The 18623-nt window shown below is 63.1% G+C and carries 20 protein-coding genes; 16 read left to right on the forward strand and 4 right to left on the reverse strand.

Features of this window, described 5'->3' with window-relative positions; translation table 11 throughout:
* Positions 1-167 precede the first annotated feature (167 nt).
* The 6 genes from HMPREF2550_RS00350 (at position 168) to HMPREF2550_RS00375 (ending at position 5125) form a co-directional block, all read left to right on the forward strand.
* Positions 168-794 carry a MusI family membrane protein gene (locus tag HMPREF2550_RS00350; protein ID WP_141760472.1) on the forward strand — a complete coding sequence of 209 codons (627 nt, stop codon included), beginning with the start codon at positions 168-170 and terminating at the stop codon, positions 792-794.
* 149 nt (positions 795-943) lie between these two features.
* Positions 944-1363 (forward strand): hypothetical protein, encoded by a 420-nt coding sequence (locus HMPREF2550_RS00355; RefSeq protein ID WP_070788984.1) that lies wholly within the window; start codon positions 944-946, stop codon positions 1361-1363.
* A gap of 901 nt (positions 1364-2264) precedes the next feature.
* Entirely contained in the window at positions 2265-3008 is a 744-nt protein-coding gene (locus HMPREF2550_RS00360) for a chymotrypsin family serine protease (RefSeq protein ID WP_070788986.1), read from the forward strand.
* A 243-nt stretch (positions 3009-3251) separates the two neighbouring features.
* Positions 3252-3662: a hypothetical protein gene (locus HMPREF2550_RS00365; RefSeq protein ID WP_070788988.1), complete on the forward strand. Its 411-nt coding sequence runs from the start codon at positions 3252-3254 to the stop codon at positions 3660-3662.
* An 81-nt stretch (positions 3663-3743) separates the two neighbouring features.
* Entirely contained in the window at positions 3744-4148 is a 405-nt protein-coding gene (locus tag HMPREF2550_RS00370) for a DUF4118 domain-containing protein (RefSeq protein ID WP_070788990.1), read from the forward strand.
* Between the two features lie 233 nt (positions 4149-4381).
* Positions 4382-5125, forward strand: a complete 744-nt coding sequence (locus HMPREF2550_RS00375) for a chymotrypsin family serine protease (protein WP_070788992.1) — start codon at positions 4382-4384, stop codon at positions 5123-5125.
* An 89-nt stretch (positions 5126-5214) separates the two neighbouring features.
* On the opposite strand, the gene HMPREF2550_RS00380 is transcribed toward HMPREF2550_RS00375, so the two are convergent.
* Positions 5215-6444, reverse strand: a complete 1230-nt coding sequence (locus HMPREF2550_RS00380) for a dicarboxylate/amino acid:cation symporter (RefSeq protein WP_070788993.1) — start codon at positions 6442-6444, stop codon at positions 5215-5217.
* A 220-nt stretch (positions 6445-6664) separates the two neighbouring features.
* Here HMPREF2550_RS00380 and HMPREF2550_RS00385 point away from each other — a divergent pair, with 220 nt between their 5' ends.
* The 8 genes from HMPREF2550_RS00385 to HMPREF2550_RS00420 all read left to right on the forward strand — a co-directional run bounded on the left by HMPREF2550_RS00385 (position 6665) and on the right by HMPREF2550_RS00420 (position 14571).
* Entirely contained in the window at positions 6665-7126 is a 462-nt protein-coding gene (locus HMPREF2550_RS00385) for an SdpI family protein (RefSeq protein ID WP_246819709.1), read from the forward strand.
* A 298-nt stretch (positions 7127-7424) separates the two neighbouring features.
* Positions 7425-9005 carry an anthranilate synthase component 1 gene (locus HMPREF2550_RS00390; protein ID WP_070788997.1) on the forward strand — a complete coding sequence of 527 codons (1581 nt, stop codon included), beginning with the start codon at positions 7425-7427 and terminating at the stop codon, positions 9003-9005.
* Positions 9002-9616: a glutamine amidotransferase-related protein gene (locus tag HMPREF2550_RS00395; protein ID WP_070788998.1), complete on the forward strand. Its 615-nt coding sequence runs from the start codon at positions 9002-9004 to the stop codon at positions 9614-9616. The genes HMPREF2550_RS00390 and HMPREF2550_RS00395 overlap by 4 nt, the downstream gene beginning before the upstream one ends.
* The gene (trpD, locus tag HMPREF2550_RS00400; RefSeq protein WP_070789000.1) at positions 9617-10645 is read left to right on the forward strand and encodes an anthranilate phosphoribosyltransferase; all 1029 of its coding nucleotides are present in this window, start codon (positions 9617-9619) and stop codon (positions 10643-10645) included. It begins immediately after the preceding gene.
* The gene (trpCF, locus tag HMPREF2550_RS00405; RefSeq protein WP_070789002.1) at positions 10638-12077 is read left to right on the forward strand and encodes a bifunctional indole-3-glycerol-phosphate synthase TrpC/phosphoribosylanthranilate isomerase TrpF; all 1440 of its coding nucleotides are present in this window, start codon (positions 10638-10640) and stop codon (positions 12075-12077) included. Before trpD ends, trpCF begins: the two co-directional genes overlap by 8 nt.
* A complete protein-coding gene (gene trpB, locus HMPREF2550_RS00410) occupies positions 12070-13341 on the forward strand; it encodes a tryptophan synthase subunit beta (protein ID WP_070789004.1) in 1272 nt (423 codons plus the stop codon). The genes trpCF and trpB overlap by 8 nt, the downstream gene beginning before the upstream one ends.
* Position 13342: 1 nt before the next feature.
* The gene (gene trpA, locus HMPREF2550_RS00415; protein ID WP_070789005.1) at positions 13343-14200 is read left to right on the forward strand and encodes a tryptophan synthase subunit alpha; all 858 of its coding nucleotides are present in this window, start codon (positions 13343-13345) and stop codon (positions 14198-14200) included.
* Positions 14197-14571: a Rieske (2Fe-2S) protein gene (locus HMPREF2550_RS00420; RefSeq protein ID WP_141760473.1), complete on the forward strand. Its 375-nt coding sequence runs from the start codon at positions 14197-14199 to the stop codon at positions 14569-14571. The genes trpA and HMPREF2550_RS00420 overlap by 4 nt, the downstream gene beginning before the upstream one ends.
* A gap of 72 nt (positions 14572-14643) precedes the next feature.
* On the opposite strand, the gene HMPREF2550_RS00425 is transcribed toward HMPREF2550_RS00420, so the two are convergent.
* The gene (locus HMPREF2550_RS00425; protein ID WP_070789007.1) at positions 14644-15744 is read right to left on the reverse strand and encodes an NADH:flavin oxidoreductase/NADH oxidase; all 1101 of its coding nucleotides are present in this window, start codon (positions 15742-15744) and stop codon (positions 14644-14646) included.
* Between the two features lie 22 nt (positions 15745-15766).
* Between HMPREF2550_RS00425 and HMPREF2550_RS00430 the strand changes: the two genes are divergently transcribed.
* Positions 15767-16744 (forward strand): bile acid:sodium symporter family protein, encoded by a 978-nt coding sequence (locus HMPREF2550_RS00430; RefSeq protein ID WP_070789009.1) that lies wholly within the window; start codon positions 15767-15769, stop codon positions 16742-16744.
* Positions 16745-16760: 16 nt separating this feature from the next.
* On the forward strand, positions 16761-17072 hold the full coding sequence (locus tag HMPREF2550_RS00435; protein WP_070789011.1) for a hypothetical protein: 312 nt from the start codon (positions 16761-16763) through the stop codon (positions 17070-17072).
* Between the two features lie 131 nt (positions 17073-17203).
* Here the strand turns inward: HMPREF2550_RS00435 and HMPREF2550_RS00440 are convergent, their stop codons facing one another.
* Positions 17204-17650, reverse strand: coding sequence for a hypothetical protein (locus HMPREF2550_RS00440; protein ID WP_070789012.1), 447 nt, complete (start codon positions 17648-17650; stop codon positions 17204-17206).
* A 287-nt stretch (positions 17651-17937) separates the two neighbouring features.
* Positions 17938-18363 carry a hypothetical protein gene (locus HMPREF2550_RS00445; protein ID WP_070789013.1) on the reverse strand — a complete coding sequence of 142 codons (426 nt, stop codon included), beginning with the start codon at positions 18361-18363 and terminating at the stop codon, positions 17938-17940.
* Positions 18364-18623 lie beyond the last annotated feature (260 nt).

The raw sequence follows: 18623 nt of genomic DNA on the forward strand, positions 1-18623 counted from the left end.
TCCAAATGGAGCTAGCTCCATTTACGGTTGCGACCTGAACGCGACCTGGGGTTTTAGGAGGCGCTGTCGTCCAAATGGAGCTAGCTCCTTTTAGAGGTGTTGCCCGGCGCGGCTCCCCGTGCATCTTGTCTGCTGCAGCCCGACTCGTACCAACTACGCTGGGTCAGGTGAACATGTTTAACCCGGAATCGCGCTTCATGTCCGCCTTCACACTGCTTGCGGACATTGTCATTCTCAACATGCTCATCGTGTGCTCCAGCCTGCCGATCGTCACGGGCGGGGCCGCACTCCGCGCCGCGAACGTGGTCGTCGGCGACATGCTCCAGGGCATCGGGTCCCGCTACGGGCTGCAATACCTGCGCGAGTTCCGCAACCAAGCACGACCGGCCACGTTGTGGTGGCTCATCCTGCTGGTTGCGGGGGCGGTGCTTGTGTACCAGCAGTGGGTGCTCTTCCAGGCCGGCGTCGATGGCACCGCACTGTTCGCTCTCCAGGCGCTCGCGCTCTCGGGAGCAATGATCCTCGCCGGGATCTCCGTGTGGTTCTTTGCGTTAGAGTCGCTGCCTACCGACGACGGCTTTCAAACGAGCCTGACCCGCGCGGTCGTGCTCGCCTTCAAACACCTCATGCATACCCTCGGTGCCTTGGCCGTGCTCTGGCTAGGCATCTCGCTGGTGTGGTTTCTGCCGCTGGCATGGGCGGTACCTGCCGTGTTCTTTTTCGTCCCTGCGCTGTGCGTCTACCTAGTTCGACTTGTGCTGGCGGAACCGCTCGGTCAGAAACTGGGGGAGTAGCCGGAGTCGGGGGCTGCACGCGCGGTTGGCGAATACGACTTTTGGTGAGTTTCAGCTCAAAATGTGTTGCGGACAGGTGCCACACACTGTTTCATTGGCGTAAGGCCTGTAATTCCACTGCCTTCATCCCGAACCCCAAGGAGTTCCCCATGAAACGAATCGCTTCCGCCGCCCTCGCGGCCACCACCGCCCTGACGATGACCGTCGCACCGGCATACGCAGCAGACGGGACCCCCTCTTCGTCGGAATTCTATAACGAATGCATGGACGAATATAAAGAATACGAGAGAGAACAACGCGAAGAGGGTGCTACTGATAAAGAGATCCAAGGCCAATATAGGAAGATTCTACGGGACCAGTTTGGTGTCCCAGGCTCGAGCGCAAGCAGCGTTTGCCTCGGAATAATGACCAGCGACAAATCCGACCGCGCTCAGGATTACAAAGCTGGCACCATTGCCTTCCTCACGCTCGTCCCGCTGGGCATCGTCGCGCTGCTCGGCGTAGCAGCCGCCGCTTCCGGCGTCATCCCGGGCGTGACCCTTCCGGCAGTTCCGGGACTGCCGCGCTAAGCAAAGTCGGGTAGATCCCCACGCGCCATGATGGTTGGCCTCTGGACTCGCTGAACCCCAACTGCACAATCGCCCTCTCTGCACACTTCGTGCCGAGAGGGTTTTGTTGTGGGCATCTTGTTATCGATGCGCGCCGTTCCTGGCTCAACATTCTACTCGGAAGAATTTCGAGTAGACTGTTATCCGCAGGTCAGACTAGATATATTCGTTTCGAGTACCTTTCAAGTAGCTTTCGAGTGGCCGTACGGAGTATCGGAGACGCGGAACTACCTCCTCGCGTGGCTTGCGGGTGGAACTTCACGGGAACAGTGGCAGCAGAGACAAGCCGGTCCGCGGTCTCCGTCATGCCGTCACTATGCCTCACTGACATGAGTGACAGTAGTGAGGATTTGAGCCTCGAGAAAACTCTCACGTCTACTACCTGCATGTTTTAGGCTCGTGACTCTCTCACTCAGTATGAGTGACCATAGTGAGAACCGTTGTGACGGCAGTGAGAACCGTAGTGACGATAGTGAGATCCGTAGTGACGGCAGTGAGAACATGAGTGAGGGAAGGACTCGGAATCCTCGAGCGTAGCGGCGAAGTGGAGAAGACGCATTATTGAGGTTAAGCAGGTGCGCCTGTCTGGCTTTAGCGAATACAAAAGCCCCGGCTGCTTGCTTTCGCAGAGGCACCTCGGGGCGTTCAAAAAAAGAGGGTAGCACGAAAGTAGAAATCTAAGACGAGGTGTTTTTGGCATGTTCTCCGGAGTCCCATTTGGATCCATGTCTTTGAACTACCGCAGCTGGCTATCGCTCCCGTCCATCAATCTGCCCCTTTCGTTAGCCAATGATTGCCTCGATACGCAGATTCATTTTGCGGTCTGAGGCGGATTAAAATCAGCTTCGAAAGGAAGGCCGTTGTGAAAAAGAAAATAGCCAGCCTCGTCGCTGCGGGGCTCATGTTGCTTGGTGGTGCCGTGAATGCTGGACCAGCGGAGGCGCTCACGCTGCCGCAAGGGGTGTCGATGGGGTCGTCGTCAATCTCTGGGGCGCTTGGGGCCAATGCGCCACGTGGAACCGTCGTGAAGCAAGGCGACGAAATCCTCACGGATGAGGTGCTGAGCTACGGGTCGTGCACGCTCGGGTATGTCGACCGACGCGCAGGTATTGGCTACACCGCCGGGCACTGCGGCTTTGCAGGGCAGCCCGTGCTGAATACGCGGAGGCAGATCATCGGGTACTTCGAGTCCTCGACGATGATCACCCGGAAGGCCAACCTGTACCTGGACTACGGGGCGCAGATCTTTCCTGAACTGGGGAAATACACCTACCGTGGGCCGATGGCTGACACTGCCAGGATCCGCTTTGTCCCCGGGGTCACGGTTGGGGGCAACTCGTTGAGCGGTGACCGGATCGTTCCGCTGCGTGAGATCCGCTCGGGCGATAAGGTCTGCGCCACTGGTATATCAAGCAGGCGCGTGTCCTGCGGCGTGGTCGACCGCGTCCACGGCCAGACCATTTTCGCCCACCACACCGGCCTCCGCCACGGGGACTCAGGCGGGCCTGCGTGGATCCCGGGCAAGGGCTTCATTGGCGTGAATTCGGCCAAGGAGTGGGGGAGCCGCTCGGGTTACCGGATGACGTTCGCGCACCCGCACGGGTAGACGTTCAAGGACACCGCTCGTTTGTCGAAACGGGCGGTGTTTTTGTATGGCGCACCGGTAGGAAGCACTGCCGCATGGGCGAGGCTGGAGGCGCGATACGTGACATGCCACCTAGTATTTTTCTGAGCAAATATTCTTATTGATTTTTGTCGCCTTAGCGGTTGCGGGCACATGCCATGCACTGTTTCATAGTCATAGGACTTGCATCACAGTTCTTTCACTCTATGACCCAAGGAGATACCAATGAAGCGTTTTACAACTGCGGCGCTCGCGGCAACCACCGCACTGACCATGACCATTGCTCCGGCACACGCGCAGGTAGATGTACCTCCGCCGTCCAAGCCCGACAGCTCGTCCGAGGCGTACCAAACGTGCGTGAAGAACAACAACGAACTCGAGAAGCAGGCAAAGGCGATGGGAAAGGAAGAAGAGTTCAAGGAGCTACGTGACAAAGCAGCCAAGAAGGAAGGCTTCCTGGGCTCCAGCAACGAAGGTTACTGCATCGGCGTGCTGACCAAGGACGACGACTACAAGGCCGGCACCATCGCCCTGCTGACTCTCGTACCGCTGGCGATTGTCGCACTGATCGGCGGCGCAGCTGCCGCCTCCGGCATGATCCCGGGTGTCTCCCTTCCGGCTATCCCTGGCATGTAAGGCACCGCGCGAACTTTTCACCTCAAAGTTCACTGCCACGTTTCCCCATCTCACGCCATTAAAACCTCAAAGGACGCAACCATGAAACGCATGACTACCGCGGCACTCGCCGCCACCACCGCACTGACCATGACTATCGCTCCGGCACACGCTGCGGACGATCCTTCCAAGCCCAACTCATCAGAGTTCTACCAGGAGTGCCTGAAGGAACTTGACGAGATGGAGCAGGCGGCAGAGAAAGCAGGGACTGAAGAGGAGTTCAAGAAGCTCCGCCAGGAACGAGCCTCAGAACGTGGCTACTCAGGGTCGAGAAACGAGGGTGTGTGCATCGGGTTGGCCACCGATGACAACCCGGGTGCCGTCGCGCTGATAATCCTTCTCCCGGTGGCGATCGTCGCACTGATTGGTGGTGGTCTCTATGCAGCCGCCTCCGGCATGATCCCTGGCGTCTCTCTGCCGGCTATCCCGGGTCTCCCGAAACTGTAGCCGCTGGCCTACTTGTCGTATTTGGCTCAACATTCTACTCGAAAGAATTTCGAGTAGAGTGCTATCCGCAGGTCAGGCTAGATAAATTCGTTTCGAGTAGCTTTCAAGTAGGTTTCGAGCACCTTGCTGCAGCCCTATGTTTCACGTGAAACGGCACTGCTCGCACCGGGAGTACGCAGATTCATTCTTGCGGCCCGGGGCAGATTAAAATCAGCCTCGAAAGAGAGGCCTACATGAAGAAGAAAATAGCCAGCATCGCCGCGGCGGCGATGCTGTTCGTTGGGGCAGCGGCGACGCCCGCCGAGGCGCTTACGCTGCCTCCGGGGGCGACGGCGGGGTCGTCGACGATCAGCGGCGCTTTTGGTGCCAACGCCCCGCGCGGGACGGTGGTGAACCAGGGCGATCGGATTATGACGCCCGTGCTTGCAAATCTGACCTGCACGCTGGGGTATGTGGATCGACGTGCCGGCGTTGCGTACACCGCTGGCCACTGTGGGTTCGCGGGCGCGGCCGTCGCTAACACGCGCGGCCAGATCATCGGTTACTTCGAGGCCTCAAACATGCTCGCGAGTGTCTACACCATCCCGATCGCATACGCCGCCGATTTCATGCCTTCGCTGCGACCAAAGGTCTCCGCCGGGCTAACCGCAGATATTGCGCGTATCCGCTTCGTTCCCGGCGTCGTGGCGGGTGCGAACAAATTCAGCGGAGACCGCATCGTCCCACTGCAGGAGGTGCGGCACGGGGACAAGCTGTGTGCGGTGGGTTCGCAAAGCAGGCGAGTGTCCTGCGGATCCGTGGACAGGGTCAACGGCGACGCCACCTTCGCATTCCACCGCGGGCTCATTCCCGGTGACTCGGGCGGCCCTTCCTGGATCCCCGGCAAGGGATTCGTCGGAGTAACAAGCGGGACCTACGCCAACATGGCCGGTATGGAAGGTGCGCGCGAGGTGTTCGTGCACCCGCGCGCGATCTAACCCACACCGCTGAACACAAAAAAGAACACCGCCCGTTCATCAAAACGGGCGGTGTTCGTCTTCCGCTCAGTAGCTCAGCGGCTCAGCGCTTAGTTGGCTGCGGTGGCGGGGGAGGGGGTCTGCGTGGCGTCGTCAAGCTTTTGGCCCTTGATCTTGCCTTGCGCAAACTTGTTGATCACCATCGCGATCGCGCCGTCGCCGGTGACGTTGGCGGCGGTGCCGAAGGAGTCGACGACGATGTAGGCGGCGATCATCAGCGAGACCATCGACTCATCGAAGCCGAGGTTGGCCTGCAGCAGGCCGACGGCCGCCATGATCGCGCCGCCAGGCACGCCCGGCGCGGCGATCATCATGATGCCCAGCAGGAAGATGAAGCCGAGGATCTGGCCGGCGCTGATGTCCAGGCCGCCCATGAAGACGACGGCGAGCGCGTACAGGGTGATCTTCATCATCGAGCCGGAGAGGTGGATCGTCGCGCACAGCGGCACGATGAAGCCCGCGACGTCCTCGTCCACCTTGTTCTTCAGCGTGGAGCTGTAGGTAACCGGGATGGTCGCGGCCGAAGAGGAGGTGCCGAGTGCGGTGAAGTAGGCCGGCAGCATGTTCTTCAGCGCGACGAACGGGTTCTGGCCTGCGACGATGCCGGCGATGATGTACTGCAGGAGCACAATGATGATCGTCATCACGATGGACAGCACCAGCACGGAACCGAACGCGGCCATGGTGGAGCCGAAGTTGTCGTTCATGCCCAGGTTGAGGAAGGTGCCGAAGATGAATACCGGCAGCAGCGGCACGACGAAGCTCTTGACTACCTTCATGATCACGCCGTTGAGCTCGTCAAGCACCTCGTGCATGGTGTTCGACTTCACCGAGGTCATGGCGATGCCGATAACGAATGCCAGCAGGAGGGCAGACATGACCTCGAAGGGGGCGGGCATTTCGACCTCGAAGTATGGGCTGAGGCCGCCCGCGTCCGGGTCATCCACGTTGGTAATCAGCTCGGAGCCCTTCAACAGCGAGGGGTAGAGCGCGGACGCGGTGCCCCAGGCGATTAGGCCGGAGATGATGGTGGAGCCGTAGGCCACGCCCGCAGTGATGCCGAGCCACTTGCCGGCACCGCGGCCGAGACCGGCGATCGCGGGGGCGATGAGCGCGAAGATGAGCACGGGCACGAAGAAGCCCAGGAAGTTGGAGAACAGGCCGTTGAACGTGACAAAGACACGTGCGAGCCAGTCGGGGAAGAACAAGCTGCACAGGAAGCCGAGGATAATAGCCACGACAACCCAGAACAGCAGTGACTTCAAAACGTTCGATTTCATTGTTGGAACCTTTTGCGGTCACGGGACCGTGGACGGACCCGATGATGTACAGGGAAAAGACAGGAACTTATTCCCGTCCTGTGAATGTTATTGTTCCCTATCCTGGCTCGAAAAGGCGAACTTTAGGTGAATTTTCTTACACGGACCTCGCGGGTTGCCGCTATACTGCCATGCCCGCCCGCACTTTGCGCTGCCACCGTTCCGGTTTATCCTGGAGGGCATGTCCCCGTTTGCAACTATGACCACGCTGAACGTGGTGCTCGGCGTCCTGTTCATCATTGGCGCGCTCCTCTTCCTCGTCCCCGGCGCCCTGGCCACCGCAGGCAAGCTCCCCGGCAACAACATCATCGGCCTGCGTCTGCCGGAGGTGCGAAAGAACGAGAGCACGTGGGTCACCGCACACCGCGTGGTCGGCCCCTTCGCGTTGCTCGCTGGCGTCGCGATGGCGATCGGTGCCGCCTTCGCCTTCATCGCGCAGGGCTGGGTGTGGATCGCGCCCGCCGCAGCGCTCATCGCGGCCATCGCCGCCTTCGCCGTCGGTGGTAACTACGGCACCAACGCCGCCAAGCTTGCCGACGCCGCGTTGAACCAGCCCGACGAACCCGCTGAACCCGAGCCCGCCCCGGAGGTCAACCTCGACGCGCTGCGCCGCGCCGCGGGCAAGGCGGACGGCGAGGCATAACCGACAGGCCCGCATTACCCGGGATGTTTCACGTGAAACATCCCGGGTTTCTGCATGCTCGGGCGAATTACTTTCACATTATGAGAAAAAGGCGTCCATTTTCTTGCGGGAGTGCGCCAAGGGAGATAGGTTAATGGATGTGACTTACATGACTTCAACCAACTGGTGGTGGCGCGCTTAGACGGCGTGCCACCGATTGTAGGTATCCACACATCACGGCCCGCCGGCTTGTACACACTCAAGCACCGCGGGTCTTTGCTCCCAGTACCCTCGGTGTCAGCACACACGAAGGACGACAATGAGCACCCCCCCGCAACAGTTCGCACCGGAGAGACCACCCCGGTTTACGCTTAAACCTGTCCGCTACCACGAGGACGCCGCGAGCCTGTTCGCCCACCTCGGCGGCACCACCGCAGAAGACTCCGTACTTTTAGAGTCCGCGGACATTACCACCCGCTCCGGGCTCCAATCCCTTGCCGTGCTCCGCGCCTCCCTGCGCGTGACCTGCTTCGGGCAGCGCGTTATCGTCGAGCCACTCACCGCTTCTGGGCAGGTGCTTGCCGACGCCCTGCGCACGCAGCTGAGCGACTACCACGTTGGGGATGACACCTACGAGTTTCCGCCGTCGGCCGCCGCGGACGAGCGCGAGCGACTCACCGCAACCTCCACCGTTGAGGTCCTGCGCGCGCTGACCACCGGTGCAGGCTACGGCAACGAAGACTTCCCGCTGCTGGCCGGGGGCTTCGCCTACGACTTCTTGGAGACCTTCGAGGAGCTCCCAACAGTCAAGGACGGGGCGAATACCTACCCCGACTACCAGTACGTGCTGGCTGAGGTCCTGCTGCGCATCGACCATAAGCAGCAGACCGCATACCTCGCGGGTGTGGACGCAGCAGGCGAGGGCATCGACTTGGACGAGCTCGCCGCGCGCATCGAGTCTGCCGAGCCGGGAGCTGACCACGCCTACCAGCCGACGGAACCTGCGGCCGAAACCCTGCGCGTGCGCGCTGACATCCCCGACGCCCAGTTCTGCGCTGACGTGGACAAGCTCAAGGACAACATCTACAACGGTGACATCTACCAGGTGGTGCCCGCGCGCTCCTTTGTGACCGAGTGCGTGGATGCCTTCGCCGCGTACCTCAAGCTGCGCGAGACCAACCCCTCGCCGTACATGTTCTACCTGCGAGGCATGGACAAGCACGGCAAGCCGTACCAGCTCTTCGGAGCCTCGCCGGAATCCAACCTGAAGTTCTCGCACACCGATAGGGAAGTGCAGCTGTACCCGATCGCGGGCACCCGCCCCCGCGGCCTGGCTGCCGACGGCTCCATCGACCACGAGCTGGATACCCGCATGGAGCTGCAACTGCGTACCGACGCCAAGGAGGTCGCGGAGCACACCATGCTGGTGGACTTGGCACGCAACGACGTCGCCCGCGTGGCCACCCCGGGCACCCGCAAGGTGGTGGACCTGTTGCAGGTGGATCGGTACTCCCGCGTGATGCACCTGGTCTCGCGAGTCACGGCGGAGCTTGCCGAGGACCTGGACGCGCTCGACGCCTACCGAGCATGTATGAACATGGGCACGCTCACCGGCGCGCCGAAGCTGCGCGCCACCGAGCTGCTGCGCGAGCTGGAGGGCACCCGCCGCGGCTCCTACGGCGGCGCGGTCGGATACCTGCAGGGCAACGGCGATATGGATAACTGCATTGTCATCCGTTCCGCCTTTGTCTCCGGCACCACGGCGGTGGTGCAGGCCGGTGCCGGGGTGGTGCGCGATTCCAACCCGCAATCGGAGGCCGACGAAACGTTGCACAAAGCCTACGCGGTGCTCAACGCGATCGCGCTGGCGGCCAACGCTGAATTGGAGGTGGAGAAGTGATTGTCCTTCTAGATAACCAGGATTCCTTCGTATACAACCTGGTCGACGCGCTCGCTGAGTATGACTCAACAGTCTTCCGCAACACGGTGAGCGCGGACACCGTGCTCGCTGCTGAGCCAGACTTAATAGTGCTTTCGCCTGGCCCCGGTTACCCTGCGGAAGCCGGGTGCATGGCCGAACTCATCGAGCGGGCGCAGGGCAACATCCCCATGCTCGGCATCTGCCTGGGCTATCAGGCGCTGGTGGAGCACTTTGGGGGAGCGGTGAGGCCGTGCGGGCCGGTGCACGGGGCGTCGATAAGCATGGAGCTCACCGCCGCCGGGCAGGACTCGCCGCTGTTTACGGGCATGACCGTGGACGACATCCCAGGTCAGCCCGGCAAGCTCGTGCCGGTGGCGCGCTACCACTCCCTTGGGGCGACTGAGGTGCCGGCCGGGATGCACGCGCTCGCGTACACGGACACCGATATTGGCGACGTGGTGATGGCCGCGGCTACCGACGACGGCATGTCCATTGGCCTGCAGTTTCACCCAGAATCGATTCTTACCCCCGCCGGGCCGACCATGTTGCGGCGCAGCGTAGACATGTTAATGAAGAAAGGTACTCAGTAAATGGCATCGGATAAATCTCTCGAGATTCTCAAGCGCTTCCTGGACAACCACGAGCCGACGCTGGAGGAGGCCATCGAGGCCTTTACCCCGCTGACCGTGGGCGATTACGACGACGTGCACATCGCCGCGCTGCTGGCCACGATCCGCACCCGCGGCGAAACTTTTGCCGACGTCGCCGGTGCCGCGCGCGCTTTCCTCGCCGCAGGCCGCCCGTTCCCCGTGACGGGGGAGGGGCTCATGGATACCGCTGGTACCGGCGGCGACGGCGCGAACACCATCAACATCACCACGGCGGCCTCCCTCGTCGCGGCAGCGGGCGGGGTGAAGATGATCAAGTGCGGCAACCGCTCGGTGTCCTCCAAGTCCGGCTCGGCCGACGTACTTGAGGCGCTGAATATTCCGCTTGACCTGGACCCGGAGCGCGCGGTGCGCCAGTTCGAGTCTTCCAACTTCACCTTCCTCTTCGCGCCCGCCTACAACCCGGCGATCGCGCACGTCCAGCCGGTGCGCAAGGCGCTCGGCGTCTCCACGCTGTTTAACACGATGGGCCCGCTGCTCTCGCCGGCGCGCCCCGAGTTCCAGATCATGGGCATCGCTAACCCGGCGCAGGGCCAGCTCATCGCGGAAACCATGCGTGAGCTGGGTCGCGGCCGCGCGCTCGTGGTCCACGGCGCGGGCACGGACGAGCTTGCCGTCCACGGCGAGTCGCAGATCTGGGAGCTGGACCGCGAGGGCAACATTCCCCACTACACGGTCACCCCGGAGGAGCTGGGTATTTCCCGCCACTCGCTCGAGGACCTGCGTGGTGGCGACGGGGCAGAGAACGCCGCCGCGATGCGCGCCACCTTCGCCGGCGAGAGCCCGCAGGCGCACCGCGATGCGGTCGCCGCCACCGCCGGTGCCATGTTCTACCTCTACGGCACGTGCGAGACCATCGCCGAGGGCGTCAAGCACGCAAGGGCTTTGCTTGACGACGGCACGGTGCAGGATTGGTTGGCCCGCCACGAGGAGGCTGACTACAGTGTCTAAGGATTCCCCGCTGCCCACCGTACTGGAGGGGATCGTCGAGGGCCGTAAAGGTCACCTTGACGAAATTCGCCAGCGGGTCGCTCACGTAGATTTCGACACGTTACCTAAATCGGAGCGTTCGCTCTACGCCAACCTCAAGGCACCCGGCACGAGCTTCATCATGGAGTGCAAGTCCTCCTCGCCCTCGCTCGGGTTGATCCGCGAGCACTACGAGCCCGGCGCGATCGCGTCCGTCTACTCCCGCTACGCCGCGGGCATCTCGGTGCTGTGCGAGCCTAACCGCTTCGGCGGCGACTACGACCACCTCGCCACCGTAGCCTCCACCACGCACCTGCCGGTGCTGTGCAAGGACTTTATCATCGACGAGGTCCAGGTCTACGCCGCGCGCTACTACGGTGCCGACGCGATCTTGCTTATGCTTTCCGTCCTCGACGACGAGGAATACACGCGAATGGCCAACCTCGCGGATTCGCTCGGCATGGACGTCCTCACCGAGGTAATCGACGAGGAGGAGGCGACACGCGCCGCCAAGCTCGGCGCGAAGATCTTCGGCGTCAACCACCGCAACCTCCACGACTTGAGCATCGACCTGACCCGCTCGGCACGCCTGGCGAAGCACGCGCCCGCCGACGCCGTCGTGGTCTCCGAGTCCGGCATCCGCAACGTGGAGACAGTGCGCCAGCTCGGCGCACACTCGGACGGTTTCCTCGTCGGCTCGCAGCTGACGAGCCAGCCTGACATCGACCTCGCCGCCCGCGAGCTGGTCTACGGTCCGAACAAGGTCTGCGGGCTCACCTCCTTCTCCGCCGCGCAGGCCGCCAAGGCGGCGGGCGCGGTCTACGGCGGCCTCATTTTCGAGGACGCGAGCCCCCGCGATGTTTCACGTGAAACATCGGCCGACATCATCGCCCACGAGCCCGGCCTGAAGTACGTCGCGGTCTCGCGGCGCACCTCCGACTTCGCCGAGCTCATCCAGCCCGGCATTCACGCCGTCCAGATCCACGCGCCCTACCAGGGCTCGCTGGAAGCGGAGCTCGACCTTATCGGCCGTGTGCGCGAGGAGGTCGGCACGGATATCGAGGTCTGGCGCGCGGTCTCCATGAGCGCCGGGGATGGGGGAGCGGTGGCGGAGGGGCTGCACGCGAGCGTCGATAAGCTTGTGCTCGATGCCCACGCCGGCGGCTCAGGCGAGACCTTCGACTGGGCGAACATTCCGGACACCGTTAAGCCGAAAACGCTGCTCGCGGGCGGCCTCAATCCCGAAAACCTCGCGGGCGCACTGGGCGTCGGCTGCGCTGGCCTCGATCTCAACTCCGGCGTGGAATACCCCGCCGGGGCGGGCTTGTGGGCCGGGCGTAAGGACGCCGGGGCACTGCGCCGCGCATTCGACATCATTGGCAACTACCACTACCCAAGGACGAACAATGAGTGACAACACCCACGGCGGCAGCACGATCCTGCCCGCCTACTACGGAGAATTCGGCGGGCAGTTCGTCGCGGAGTCGCTGCTGCCCGCCCTCGACCAGCTGGAGCGCGCGTTTGTCGACGCCTTCGAGGACGAGGAGTTCATGACCGAGTACCGCAGCCTGCTGCGCGATTACCTCGGCCGCCCCACGCCGCTCACCGAGTGCCGGAACTTGCCGCTTGACGACGCCAACGCGCGCATCTTCCTCAAACGCGAAGACCTCGTCCACGGTGGCGCGCACAAGACGAACCAGGTCATCGGCCAGGCTCTGCTGGCGAAGAAGATGGGCAAGACCCGTATCATCGCCGAGACCGGCGCGGGCCAGCACGGCACCGCCACCGCGCTCGCGTGCGCCCTGCTCGATCTCGAGTGCGTGATCTACATGGGCAAGGTGGACATGGCCCGCCAGGAGCCGAACGTCTACCGCATGCGGCTTATGGGTGCCGAGGTCATCGGCGTCGACTCCGGAGCGGGCACGCTGAAGGACGCGGTGAACGAGGCGCTGCGTGACTGGACTGCCACCTTCCACACCTCCCACTACCTGCTCGGCACCGCCGCCGGCCCGCACCCCTTCCCGAAGATCGTGAAGGAGTTCCACCGGGTCATCTCCACGGAGGCGAAGCAGCAAATGCTGGAGCGCACCGGCGCGCTGCCCGATGTGGTGTGCGCGTGCGTCGGCGGCGGCTCGAACGCGATCGGTATGTTCGCGGACTTCATCGACGAGGACGGCGTCGAGCTCATCGGCGCCGAGCCCGGGGGAGAGGGCTTCGGCGTGGGCAAGCACGGCGCGGCCATCAACGCGGGCACCGTCGGCATCCTGCACGGCACCCGCTCCTACCTCATGCGCAACCCGGACGGGCAGGTGGAGGAGTCCTACTCCATCTCCGCCGGGCTGGACTACCCGGCCGTCGGCCCGGAGCACGCGCACCTGGCCAAGTCCGGCCGCGCCTCCTACGTCGCTGTCACGGACGAGGAAGCACTGCGCGCCTTCCAGCTCCTGTCGCGCTACGAGGGCATCATTCCGGCGCTCGAGTCTTCGCACGCGCTGGCCTACGCGCTCAAGCGTGCTGCCGAGCACCCCAAGGATCAAGAGCCGCTGCACATTCTGGTGTCGCTCTCCGGCCGCGGCGACAAGGACGTCGCCCATGTGCGCGCCACGCTCGACGCGCACCCCGACTGGGTGAATGAGCGCACCCACGTAACCCCCACCAACACTAAGGAGACGAACTAGCATGAGCGCCCAAGCATCCTCACGCTACGAGAAGGCCTTCGCCGCGCTTGCGGAGAAAGGCGAGGGCGCGTTCGTGCCCTTCATCATGCTGTCGGACCCCAGCCCGGAGGCCGCGCTGGAGATCATCGACACCGTTGTTCAGGCCGGTGCCGACGCGCTCGAGCTCGGCGTACCTTTCTCGGATCCGGTTGCCGACGGCCCCGCGATCCAGGCCGCGCACGTGCGTGCTCTCGACGGCGGCGCGACCGTCGACCAGGCCCTCGAGGAGGTCCGCACGATCCGCGAGCGATACCCGGATCTGCCGATCGGCATGCTTATTTACGCCAACGTGGCCTATGTCCGCGGCCTCGACAAGTTCTACGCCGCCTTCCACGAAGCCGGCGCGGACAGCATCCTGCTTCCCGACGTCCCGGTGCGCGAGTCCGCTCCCTTCAGTGCAGCCGCGGTCGACGCCGGCGTCGACCCGATCTACATCGCCCCGGCCAAGGCCTCACCGGCGACCCTCGAGGGAGTGGCGGCGCAATCCCGCGGCTACATCTACGCCATCTCCCGCGACGGCGTGACGGGCGCGGACAAGGCCGCTTCCGTCGAGGGCCTGCGCGAGGTGGTGGACAACGTGCGCTCCTACGGCGGCGCCCCGGTGCTGCTCGGCTTTGGTATCTCGACCCCGCAGCACGTGGCCGACGCGATCGCGGCGGGTGCCACCGGCGCGATCACGGGCTCGGCGATCGCCAACATCATTGCCAAATACGCAGAGCACACGCACCCCAACCCGGCGCGCATCACCGACATGGCGGCGCTGAAGGCGGAGCTGGAGTCCTACGTTCGATCGATGAAACAGGCTACGATCAAGGCATGACTTGTTCACGACGCCTGTTCCTCCTCGGTACCGCCACCACCTTCGCCGGCGCCTTCCTCGCTGCCTGCGGCGAGCCACCCAGCGAGGAGGTAGCCAAGACCGCAGTGCCAGTCGGTAGCGCGGTGATTTTGGATCGCTTCATCATCGCCCAGCCGAATCCCGGCGAGTACGTCGCTTACTCGGCGGTTTGCCCGCACCAGCAGCAGAAGATCACCGTGGTCGACGGCGAGAACGTTCGCTGCACCGCCCACGGCTCCGTCTTCAACACCTCCAACGGTGAGGTCGTCTCCGGCCCGTCGGTCAACGGCCTGACCACCGTCGCGCTGGAGGAGACCGGCGACCAGCTCATCGTGTCCAACCCGGAGAGCTAACGTCAGCGCGCAATCACCGGACAGCGAAAAGCCCCAACGATGCAACACCGTTGGGGCTTTTCGCTTGCGCACCTACGCGCGCCGCTGCACGCCCTTCCACCCGCGGAAGTAGGAATCCGGCCACGGCAGCTCGTCTTCGGTCGCGCCGAGCCCCTCGAGCGCGTCGATCGCCCACTCCGAGTTGCGCAGCGCGGCCCGGCCGATCAGGACCGCGTCGGCTGCGCCCGAGTCAAGTACTTCTTGCGCCTGCGTCGCAGACAGCAGCAGTCCGACGGCCGCGGTGGGCAGCCCGCCAGCCTCGCGCACGCGACGGCAGACGTCAACCTGGTAGCCCGGTCCAACCGGGATGTCGGCCCCCACGTTGCCGCCCGTGGTCACGTCGATCAGGTCCACGCCAGCGTCGCGAAGCAGGGGAGCGAGCCGCTCCGAGTCCTCGGTACGCCAGCCGTCAGGCTCGACCCAGTCGGTCGCAGACAGGCGAACTAACAGCGGCATGCCCTCAGGGATTGCGGCGCGGACAGCCTCGACCACCTCGAGCAGCAAGCGCGTGCGGCCTTCGAAGTCGCCCCCATATTCGTCCTCGCGCTGGTTGGACATGGGGGAGAGGAACTGGTGAAGGAGGTAGCCATGCGCCCCGTGGATCTCCACACAGTCGAACCCGGCGTCGACGGCGTGGCGCGCGGCGTCGACAAACTGCCCCGGCACGGCGCGCACCTCTTCGAGCGTCATCGCGCGCGGCGCTGCCTGACGGTCGGCGGCGATGGCGCTCGGACCAACAGTGGCCCAGCCGCCCTCATCGACGGGGATCGTGCCGCGCCCAGTGTTGTCGGGCAGCATCGGGTACGTCGACGCCTTGCGCCCGGCGTGGTTGAGCTGGATGCCCATCGCCGCGCCCATCTGGTGTGCAAAGTCCACGATCGGTGCCCAGGCGCGCGCGTGCTCCGCGCTCCAGATCCCGGTACAGAACGGCGAGATCCGCCCCTCGGGCACAATGCCGGACGCTTCGGCGATAATCAGCCCGAAGCCACCGGCGGCGCGAGCCCCGTAATGCACCGCGTGCCACATCCCGGGCAGCCCGTCGCGATTGCGCGCCTGATATTGGCACATTGGCGGCAGCCAGATGCGGTTGCGGATCTCAAGGTCTCTCAGTTGTATTTGCTCACCTAAGTTCATGCCACCAGCCTAGACTGCAACCATGCCTTCTTTCCTGAAACGCGTAGATCCGCTGGTTGCGGGCATCATCGTCGCAGCAATACTCGCCTTTATCGTCCCCGCGAGCGGCAGCTTCGCCGACGGCTTCGCGGTGGCGGTCAAACTCGCGATCGCCCTGCTCTTCTTCCTCTACGGCGCACGCCTGTCCACCCGCGAGGCACTGCGCGGCCTGATCCACTGGCGCCTCCACGCCGCCATCCTCTGCTGCACATTCCTCATCTACCCGCTGATCGGCCTGGCACTGCGCCCGCTCACCGCCGTCATCTCGACGGAGCTCTACCAGGGCATCCTGTACATGACGCTCGTGCCGTCGACGGTCCAATCCTCGGTCGCGCTCACGGGCATCGCGCGCGGCAACATCAGCGGCGCAGTCGTCGCCGCAAGCCTCTCCTCGCTCGTCGGTGTCGTCGCCACCCCGGTGCTCGTCATGTTGCTCATGGGCTCAGGAGAGGGCTTGCTTATCGACGCCTCCGTGTTCCTCAACATCGCCATCCAACTCCTCCTGCCATTCCTGTTGGGACAGATCGCCCACAATCTTTCGGCGCGAGTCCGCGAGGTGGCCAAGTCGAAGACGACGAAAATCGTGGACCGTGGCTCGATCTGGATGGTGGTCTACTCCGCCTTCTCCACGGGCGTCGTCGCCGGCGTGTGGGATGAGCTGCCGCTGTGGGAGATCCTCTTCCTCATCGTCTTCTCCGGCGGGCTCGTGCTCGTGATGCTGTGGCTGACGCGCGTGGTGCCGACCAAGCTTGGGTTCAACCGCGCGGACACGGTGGCGATCCAGCAGTGCGGCACGCAGAAGTCGCTCGCGACCGGCTTGCCGATGGCGTCGGTCATGTTCGGCGGCGCGACGCTCGGTGCGCTCATCATTCCGCTGATGGTTTACCACATGGTCCAGCTCATGGTCTGCTCCACGTACGTGTCGCGCTACGCTAGTGCAGATAACGGCGACGCAAAGTAAAAAGGAGACGTTTCACGTGAAACATTACGTGCGCATCCACTACCACGTGCCCGAGCTCGGCGGCGAGCTCCTCAACATCGCGGAGCTAGAAGAGGTAACCAGCGAGCGCTGCACGATGGTCCGCATGATCGAGCTGGATCCGGAGGAGACCATCACGGGCGTGTTTGTCGACGGCCGCGTCATCGGCCAGGCCAACGAACCGATGCCCGCGGTACCGCACCCGGATACCTACGACGCCATCGACGGCATTACAGCCGTGAAGCTCACCCGCATGGAGTTCGAGGGCCTGTGGGGAGAGGCCAAGGTGAAGTTCCCAGAGATTGGGTAGCGGACCCACCCGGTGGCAAGACTGAGGGCCCCTGCGAAAAGATTTCGCAGGGGCCCTCAGTGCGTCTTGCCGTACTTCTTCGGCCCTTGACGCCTAAGGCGCTAGACGGACCCTAGGCGTGGGTGAGGGACTTAGAACGGGAGCTTGATGTTGCCCAGGCCCGGGAGTGCTCCGCCGCCAGCGACGACAGCGAGGATACCGAGCACGAGAGCGCCAATGCCGGTGCCGAGCAGGATGTTCGCGGTCTTACCCGGCTCCCAGCCGTTGGAAGCATCGCTCTTGATGGAGGACAGCAGTGCGGAGCTCGCCTCGTCCTGGCCTTCCTTCGGCTTAGCAAGGCCAGTAGCCTTGTCCTTGTTGTCCTTCCAGTACTGCTGAGCCTGCTCGTCGGTGATGTCGGAGGAGCTGACCTTCTTGCCGTCCTGCTGGTCACCCTCAGAGGAGCTGCCCTGGTTGTCGTTGGAGCTAGCGTTGGTGTCGTCCTTGCCCGGGTCCTTTGCGTCCTCAGCGTAAGCCGGAACGACGGCGAGGGACAGTGCGGTTGCGGCTGCGATTGCAGCGGTAGCGGTGCGCTTCATGAGGGAATCCTCTCTAATTGGGTTCGAGATACCGTATTGCACCTCGAGTGGGTTCAAACCTAAAGCCCAAGGCTTAAGGCCTGCAAGCTTTTGCCTGCCTAGTGGTTGGCAACTGCTTACTATTCATCACATCGAAGTGTGTAGCCGATACGTTACGTAGGGCGATCACATTCTTCTACGTGTTTCATGTCACATATTGATAACGGATTATATAAGCCCTGCTTAAAGCGAAAATCCCCACCCTCGCATGCGCGAAAAGTGGGGAAGTTCTTGAAAAGCGCGCCGCCTTAGAACGGCAGGTTCGGGAGGGTCACACCCGGGATAACACCAGAGGCAGCGACGCCTCCGAGGACTGCGAGGACTGCGACAGCAATGCCGGTGCCTACGAGAATGTCATAGGTAGTGCCGAGCGGGTAGCCCTGGTTTGCGTCGTTCTTAAGAGAAGACGTGAGAGGGCTGGTCTTGCTGTCTTTGTTGGCTTCGCTGCTCGGCTTGAACACGCCATCCTCAGAGGACTGCGCGTACGGCTTGGAAAAACCACGGCCTTCTTCGAGGGCTTCTGCGATGACGGCAGCTCCAGCATAAATACCCAGCTCTTCATCCGTCACCTTCGACGAGGAATCGTGATTGGCGGCCGGAAGAGCCTGTGCGGGTGCTGCTGCCAGGGACAGAGCGGTGACTGCGGCGAGGGATGCTGCGGCAATGCGCTTCATTGGAATCTCCTAGTGGTGTTGAAGTTTGATGCCAAGTGTATGGCAATGCACACAGAGTACAGTGGACTCCACCCGTCGTCCACCGTATTGGAAATTAACTTCTACACTGCTGATGTAATTCACAACTCGAAAGCAGCAAAGCTAGGAACCGCTCGTGGGCTCAGGTTCCGGCAGATTCCATCACGCAAGAGTGGCAAGCGAGAAATCCCGTTCCGGAAACCAATCGGACTAAAGAACTGCTCCCAGAAACGCACAGCCCC

This window comes from Corynebacterium sp. HMSC074A01 (assembly GCF_001831515.1).
Classification (GTDB): domain Bacteria; phylum Actinomycetota; class Actinomycetes; order Mycobacteriales; family Mycobacteriaceae; genus Corynebacterium.